This is a genomic window from Yersinia sp. 2542 StPb PI (genome assembly GCF_048593855.1).
Classification (GTDB): domain Bacteria; phylum Pseudomonadota; class Gammaproteobacteria; order Enterobacterales; family Enterobacteriaceae; genus Yersinia; species Yersinia enterocolitica_E.
The window spans coordinates 1-7,877 of sequence record NZ_JAZGQA010000191.1 but is presented as its reverse complement, the minus strand read 5'-3'; the positions used below and the strand labels follow the sequence as shown (position 1 = coordinate 7,877).

The following is a 7,877-nucleotide window of genomic DNA, read 5'->3' as shown; positions in this document are numbered from 1 at the left end:
CTATTTAAATCAGTATGCAGACATCAATAATAAATGAATTAACGTTATTTATGTTTGATTTATCCATATTAAATCACCCTCTATTAAATAGAGGGTGGCATCTATCTGTGGTTAAAACAGCCATACCATTTATCGGGAAACCGAAAATTAATATCACCATAAAGGAATAGCTCCATGCGTAAAACAATTTTCTCTCTGGCTCCTGCCGCGTTGGTGTTACTGGCGGTAGCAGGGAATACCCAAGCAGCATCTAACGCCCAATTAACGGTAACCGCTAACGTTGTTGCGTCAACCTGTGATGTTTCTTTGTCTACCAATAATCTGGATCTAGGTAACTATGCACCATCATCATTTACTGGTGTTGCTACTCCGATTCCCGCTAGCCAGAAAACATTCACTGTGGGTTTAAACAACTGTGAAGCACCGGCTGCTGCGGGTGATAAAGCCTATTTGGTCGTTACCGGGCAAACGCTGGGCGGTAACCCAAACATGTTTAACTCTACGGGCACCAACACCGGTGTCATGTTGAGTCAGGTTGCGACCCCAACCGCTTATATCAGCAACAATGACAAGTTATTGGTTGCTACTGCGGGAACAACACCAGCAGCCGGTGACTTTAATACTAAGACACTGAGCTTACAGGCTGGCCTGGCTTCAACCACCATCACTGGTATCAACATTGGTGCTGTTAGCGCGCCCATCTTGTTTGCCTTCGCCTATAACTGATTTTCTTAATGGTGGGTGGCTTCGGCTACCTGCCATTCTGCCTCTTTTCCTTTTTACCTTGGAGCGAAAGAATGAAGCGCCTAAAACTGCTTATTCCCCTGATGATGGCGCTGCTGTCTTGTCCACTCGCGGTATTGGCTGATGGATTTGGTATCAATGCCACCCGTCTGATTTACCCACAGGGCACCGGTAGCATTGCTGTCACGGTACGTAACACGCAACCGATATTGCCTTACTTGGTACAGGTTTCGTTAAGCCGCACAGCAGACAGCTATAAAGCGACACCATTTACGGTAACGCCACCGATATTCCGCCTGGAGCCCAAGAGCGTGAACCAGATTCGCATTGCGGGTAATGACACTGATTTACCTAAAGATCGCGAATCCGTTTTTTATTTCCATGCGACAGCGGTTCCCGCTGCGGCCTCACCTACCGAAGCTCAACAAAGCACGGGTGTACAAGCCTCGGTGCAATTTGGTGTGGGTAGCATTATTAAACTGTTTTATCGCCCCGCAGGCTTGCCATCGTCGGCTGCGGATGCACAAAAAAACCTTAAGTTTCACCAGGTCAGTAATGGGCTGGAGGTCAGTAATCCATCACCCTATTTTGTCAGCCTGGCCAGTCTTAAGTTTGGCGGACAAGCACTTAAGTTAGATTCACCTGCGGCATTGATGATCGCCCCCTTTGGTGCACATACCTATCCCACAGTGGCGAAAGGCAGCAGCGTGGAGTGGCAAACCATTAATGACCAAGGTGGCGTAGATGCATTTAAACAGCTTCTGCCTTAAGAAAGTGCTTTGGGTTGGTTTGAGTTTGTTGGTCGGCGGAATCAGCATTAACACCCATGCCGTGACACTGAACTTTTCTGCATCGTTAGTACAAGGCACTTGTTCGTTAAGTCTGGATAAAAGTGTGCTGTCGCTAGGTGATGTACAGCAGGCTAACTTACGCAGCGAAACACTACTCAATTTACAGCCCGTTACGCTCACTGTTGATAATTGTAACGGTGCCGCAAGTGCCAGCTTGCAGCCAGTAGTTATCGCCCTTGGTCCGGGTAAGAGTCAAAACGGAAAATGGCTGTTTCGCAGTAGTGATTCTGATGTGGGCGGCGCTGGCGTGATGTTAGTGCAAAGTGCCAGCCAACCGAGTTATGCCAGCACGGAGGTCAAATCTGGTGATTATTTCCCGTTGGCCGCCGTGGGGCAGACACCCGTCAATAAACAATTACAGTTCTTTGCCGGCGTTAGTTGTGGCGGTGTGACTGATTGCGCCACGGTTAAACCGGGGCAACTCACTGCCAATGTTAATTTTATTTTTGCCTATCGCTGAGGTTGCCATGCCATTTGCACACTTTTCCCTTATCACGCTGCTATTGATGATTTTTGTAGGGGCACCGGCAATGGCGACCAGCAAGGGGGGCGTCAGTTTGAGCCAGACTCGAGTGGTATTTTCCGCTGAAGATAAAGCCCAAAGTCTCACAGTAAAGAATAGCGGTACGCAAAATTATTTGATTCAAAGTCGCATCCAAAACGAAATGAAAAATGATGCGACAGTGCCTTTTATTGTCACGCCGCCGCTGTTTCCGTTAGGGGCTGAAGGTAACCAATTACTGCGTATCCTTAAACAGGGTGAGGCGCTGCCTGACGATCGAGAGTCCCTGTTTTACCTTTCGGTATTAGCCATTCCGAGCCAGCCAGAACCTGTGCCTGAAGAGGCGCGTTTATCAATGGGTTTTCAGTTTGTTATCAAGCTGTTTTATCGCCCTACGGCTCTGAAGGATGTACCCCAAAATGTGGGTTGCCAACTGACATTTAGCCGAGTGGGAAATGGCATTCGTATTGAGAATCCAACCCCTTATTTTATAACGTTTGGGACGCTGAAGTTCGACCATAACGTTATCAACTTAGACACAGCCCCGTCGATGATTGCGCCGATGGGAGCACAGACCTATCCCGTTGCTGGTTCAATCAAGCACGTGGAGTGGCAAACCATAACCGACGCGGGTGGTTTGTCTGCATTGTGCCAACACACTGTGTCGCCATCACAGGAATAACCAAAATGAAATGCCTTATCTCATTCGTGACGCTGCTGTTATGCAGCTTGTTGGTATTTGCAGGCGCGCATGCGGCACCCTCTGAATCCCAGGGGATTTCTTTTTATGTGCTGCGGGTAATTTACCCGGCAAGTGAGCAAAAAGGCGTCACCTTAACCGTGAATAATAAAAGTGCCGCCCCCTATCTGATGCAGTCGTGGATCCGCCCTGTAGATATGAAAACCGGTGATGTGGATTTGAATTACACCGGGCAGCCGAAGATGCCTTTTATTGTCACCCCTCCGTTGGAGCGTTTAGAGGCAAATAGCGAGCTGACACTGCGTATCCGCCATAACGGTGAACCGTTGCCAACGGATCGGGAGTCAGTCTTTTTTATCTCGATGAAAGCTATCCCTGCTAACAAAGAATCTGACAACGCGGGGCCGTCGGGCCAGATGGCCGTGACGGTAGTCAGCAATATGAAGCTGTTCTATCGCCCTGAGGGGTTAGCTAAACGCGCGGTGGCCGAGGTGGCTTCTCAATTGCATTTTCGCCGTGAGGGTCATGAGCTGATTGCTGAGAACCCAACGCCATATTGGCTCACCTTTTCGCAATTGAAAGTTGGTGGCAGTGCGCTGGATAAACCCGCACTACGGCTGATGGTGCCACCGAAAGGGCAGCAGCGCTATACCTTGCCGGCGACGGCAAAAGGCAGTGTGGAATGGCAACTGATTGATGAGGATGGCTGGAGCACACCGGCTAACCAGCAAGCTTTATAACTTTTTCTGATTTTGATGGACAGACCACGTGATGCACAACATAACAATAAAAAACAGGCGTAACACGCCCACTTTTTCGCCCATTCTGATAGGGGCCATGCTGCTGGCAGGGGCTTTTCCTGTCTTGGCGCGCGACTACTTTGACCCTCGTCTGTTAGCGTTGGGCGGAATGCAGTCGACCAGTGCTGATTTGAGTGCTTTTGAATCCGCCGGCCAGGTCGCGGAGGGCCGTTATCTGGTGACACTGTGGATGAATCAGTCGGATCAGGGTCAGTACACCTTGATGTTTAAAAAAGATGCACAAGGGCAGGTTCAGCCAGAGCTCACGCCTGCTCTCCTCCAGCAACTGGGGGTAAATACCACGGTGTTGCCGGGTTTTAGCACATTACCAGCGGATGCTCCGGTCAATGATTTGGCTGCACTCATTCCTGATTCTCAGGTGCATTTTGACTTATCCCAATTGCGGCTGGACATCAGTGTGCCGCAGATTGCCATGCAGCAAAACGCCGCCGGTTATGTTGATCCCGCATTGTGGGATGACGGTGTGCCCGCGTTGCTGATGAACTATAGCCTGAATGGCAGCCGAAACTGGCAGAGTGCGCAGGCTGGCATGGACAGTAGCGAACAGACCAATCTGTTTGCCAGCCTGCGTAACGGACTGAACTGGCAGGCCTGGCGTTTGCGCAGTGATATGACCTATACCCGCAACCAGAACAGCGGCACCGCTTCGTCGAGCCAGCAAAATACCCGTTTTTCCAATACCTATTTACAGCGCGATATTCATGCCTTGCGTGCCGAGGTGCTGGCGGGGGAAAGCAGTACCGGCAATGAGGTGTTCGACAGTATCCCGTTTCGCGGTATTAAACTTAATTCCAGCGAAGAAATGCTGCCTAACAGCCTGCGGGGTTTTGCGCCGGAGATTTCCGGGATTGCGCAAAGTAATGCACGTGTGACTGTTAGCCAGAATGGCAATGTGGTGTATCAAACCTATGTCGCCCCGGGGCCGTTTCGCATTAATGACCTCTATCAGACCAGTCAGGGCGGGGATCTGACGGTCACTATCACCGAGGCTGACGGCACTGTCCGCAGCCAAACGATGGCCTTTTCCTCTTTACCGGTGATGCAACGCCCCGGCGCGCTCAAATATGAGTTCACCACCGGGCGTTATAACGGCGGCATAACGCAAGGCTCGCGTGAAGCTACCTTTGGGCTAGGCACATTTATCTATGGTTTGCCCTACGACATTACTCTGTACGGCGGTGGGCTGATGGCAGAGGACTATCTTTCGTTCGTGGCCGGATCTGGTCTGTCATTAGGAGATTTTGGCGCGCTTTCAGCTGATATCACCACCTCTAATGCCAAATTGTACGGACAAGATGAGTGGCAACAAGGTCGCTCTTATCGGCTGCGTTATGCCAAAAGCTTGCTGAGTACTGGCACCTCGGTGGATTTGGCGGCCTACCGGTATTCAACCCGCCACTATTACAGTTTCTCAGACTTCAACAATCTGGGATATGAACTCAATGACAGTCAGGTACCTTGGGCTTTAGAGCGTCAGCGTTCCAATTTTCAGGTGCGCATCAGCCAGCAATTAGGGGGCTGGGGGGCATTGTATCTATCGGCCTCCCGCAATGACTTTTGGGGTAATAACCAGGTGAATAACACGGTCTCTGCGGGGTACAACACCAGCTACCGTGGTGTGAGCTATGGGTTGGCCTACAGTATTGACCGTATTAAAGGTGACAGTGGTTGGCCTGAAAATCGTCAGTTATCAATGAACATGCAGGTGCCCTTTAGCCTATTTAGCTCAGCGCCAGCGGTGAGCCGCAGTTATGCCAACTATCAAATGACCCATAACAATCAGGGGCAGGTTCAGCAGCAGGTCGGCGTCAGCGGTAATGCGATGGATGACCGCCTTTCTTACAGTGCAATGCAGAGCTGGTCAAACGGCAATAGTGGTGATAATGCCACCCTGAATGCGGGCTATCAGGGCAGTAAAGGGATGGCAAACATCGGGTACAGCTACAGCAGCCAGTTCCGTTCGCTGAACCTCAGCGGCAATGGCAGCCTGGTCGTCCACCCGGAAGGGGTAACACTGGGGCAAATGCTGGGAAGTTCGGTGGCGATAGTGAGTGCGCCAGGCGCGGGCGGTGTCGAGGTGATGAACGGGAATGTCCGTACCGACAGCCGTGGCTACGCGGTGGTGCCGTATTTATCGAATTACCAGAACAACAATATCAGCCTGAACCCGGCCACCTTGCCGGATGACGTCGACATGGCGAAATCGAGCCTGAATGTCTACCCAACCAAAGGGGCGGTGGTGATGGCGAAGTTTGATACGCGAGTCGGCTATCAGGCACTGGTGACTCTGCGTCGTGGTGAAACCGACATCCCCTTTGGGGCTGTCGTCAGGGTGGAGGGGAGTGCCGCGGGTGAAAACAATACCGGCATTGTTGGCGACGCCGGTCAGGTATACCTGAGTGGATTGCCGGAGAAAGGCCGATTGGTGACGAAATGGGGTCAGGGCGCAGACCAGCAATGCCGTGCTGTATTCGATTTGCAAACCAGTAAAGCTACATCAGGCAACAACCCGATCCGTCAATTAACCGCTCGCTGTGAAATCAGTTAATCACACCATGACATCCGGTAAACATGAATTTGTAGGAAAGAAAACGACATGAAAATAATTAGTCAACTATTGCGGCGGTCAGTATCTCGTTATTGCCCCGGCCTATGTCTGCTGGCGCTAATCGGGCAATCAGCCGTGGCGGACACGATTACCATTGGTAAAGGCAGTGGCATTGTGTGGGAGGGAATGCCATTTAGTGCCACCAATAGAGCCCCTACCACCACGGCCAGTTTCCCAAGCCCGGATCTATATGCCTACGATAGTATATATATTAACCCCACGAGTTTATCGTCAAGTTCGTGTGTACCGGACAGTTCGCTGACGACCATTGCCGGGTATAAAGTGTTCAAGATAGCCCCTGGGCTTGGGATAATTCCCCGGGCAACCGTCACGGCCGATTATGTGCTGGCGAACAACACGCCAGAGACGCTCAGTGGCACCATTGGGTTGCCAAGTACACAAGCCACGACGTCGAGCGGTGCGGTGATAACCAACCCACTCCAGGGCGGCGGCTGGTGTTTAGCCCCAAGAATGTCCGGCAGCACTAATTTCTATAAAGCCGGCACGTATATTAATGCGACAGCGACAGGAACGTGGGTGATGGTGGCTGATGGCACGCAAACCAGCCAGAGCAATATTGCATTATCTAATGTGAATTTCTCTACGTCAGGAAATGGTTATAAGACTTTTATTCCTATCTTTTCAAAGAACACGACAATCCGAATTTCGACACTGGAGTGTACGGTCAGCACCCCCACTCAGATTGATTTTGGTACAGTCTCCAGTAACCTTCAGACGGGCGCGGAACTCAGCACTAAGGCTAATTCGTTGATAACGCAATGCTCGCAAGACGGCGCTCAGGGTATTAATGCCAATATCAATGTGCAGTTCCGGGCACTAACCGGTTTGTATGAAAATGCCCCCACCCGTCTGGCACTCAGTCAGGGTGGGGGCTATATTACTGGCGAGATTAATAATGGCGTGACCGGCAGTGGTAGTTGCACGGCAACCACCGGGATGCCCTTTGATAACACCCAGCTAAAAGTCGGCAATATCACCAGTACACAAACAAGTCAGAACACCACCAATCAGGTGACATGGCGTTTATGCTCGGGGGGCAGTTCGCTGCCGACCGGTGCTGTTAGCGCGGCGGCAGAAATGCTGGTGACGTTTAACTGATTTTAAATAATAGCGTGGTAGCAGCCCTTGGCCACCACGTTAATTTTGTTCGCTAGAGCACACTATTATCGGCGACGCCAATCCATTAATCATATAGATATCGTTACTTATATTTTCCAGGTTGATATAATACGGCATATTATCGTTACCCGTTTGAATAAACTTTGACCATAAATCTTTGGGGACATCATCGATAGCTCTGATTTTTTGCGCAGTGAATATAATGGTGTAAATACCATCATTATCGAGGTCGGAATATTTGAACGGCAACATGCGATTAAGTATGTATTGTGAGCTACTGTCCTCTACCGTTCCTGTGAATTTGATAAAACCACTCCCATTTCGGTAGAAGAAAATCGAAGTATTTGCTTGTAACTCAATAGCGTGGAGTGGGGCAGTTTCTTTCTTTAGATAGAGTTCGGAATGGCATTTAAATGTGACTTGAGACAGTGAAAGATAAATCCATACCAACGCAACCATGGTTAATATTATCAATAATATAATGGTAAGATGTTTTTTCTTCACACCTAAA

The 7,877-nt window shown here is 50.1% G+C and carries 8 protein-coding genes; 7 read left to right on the top strand and 1 reads right to left on the bottom strand.

Features of this window, described 5'->3' with window-relative positions; genetic code table 11:
• Nucleotides 1-174 precede the first annotated feature (174 nt).
• The 7 genes from V1952_RS18000 to V1952_RS17970 all read left to right on the top strand — a co-directional run bounded on the left by V1952_RS18000 (nt 175) and on the right by V1952_RS17970 (nt 7,345).
• Nucleotides 175-726 carry a fimbrial protein gene (locus V1952_RS18000; protein WP_420072195.1) on the top strand — a complete coding sequence of 184 codons (552 nt, stop codon included), beginning with the start codon at nt 175-177 and terminating at the stop codon, nt 724-726.
• A 71-nt stretch (nt 727-797) separates the two neighbouring features.
• Nucleotides 798-1,514: a molecular chaperone gene (locus tag V1952_RS17995; protein WP_420072194.1), complete on the top strand. Its 717-nt coding sequence runs from the start codon at nt 798-800 to the stop codon at nt 1,512-1,514.
• Nucleotides 1,489-2,055: a fimbrial protein gene (locus V1952_RS17990; RefSeq protein WP_420075248.1), complete on the top strand. Its 567-nt coding sequence runs from the start codon at nt 1,489-1,491 to the stop codon at nt 2,053-2,055. Before V1952_RS17995 ends, V1952_RS17990 begins: the two co-directional genes overlap by 26 nt.
• 7 nt (nt 2,056-2,062) lie before the next feature.
• The gene (locus V1952_RS17985) at nt 2,063-2,779 is read left to right on the top strand and encodes a molecular chaperone (protein ID WP_420075247.1); all 717 of its coding nucleotides are present in this window, start codon (nt 2,063-2,065) and stop codon (nt 2,777-2,779) included.
• A gap of 5 nt (nt 2,780-2,784) precedes the next feature.
• Nucleotides 2,785-3,537 (top strand): molecular chaperone, encoded by a 753-nt coding sequence (locus tag V1952_RS17980; protein ID WP_420072192.1) that lies wholly within the window; start codon nt 2,785-2,787, stop codon nt 3,535-3,537.
• A 97-nt stretch (nt 3,538-3,634) separates the two neighbouring features.
• Nucleotides 3,635-6,166 carry a fimbria/pilus outer membrane usher protein gene (locus V1952_RS17975; protein WP_420075246.1) on the top strand — a complete coding sequence of 844 codons (2,532 nt, stop codon included), beginning with the start codon at nt 3,635-3,637 and terminating at the stop codon, nt 6,164-6,166.
• Between the two features lie 48 nt (nt 6,167-6,214).
• Nucleotides 6,215-7,345 carry an adhesin gene (locus tag V1952_RS17970; RefSeq protein ID WP_420075245.1) on the top strand — a complete coding sequence of 377 codons (1,131 nt, stop codon included), beginning with the start codon at nt 6,215-6,217 and terminating at the stop codon, nt 7,343-7,345.
• Between the two features lie 39 nt (nt 7,346-7,384).
• Here V1952_RS17970 and V1952_RS17965 read toward each other — a convergent pair.
• A partial coding sequence (locus tag V1952_RS17965) for a hypothetical protein (protein ID WP_420075244.1) occupies nt 7,385-7,877 on the bottom strand: 493 nt, incomplete at its 5' end.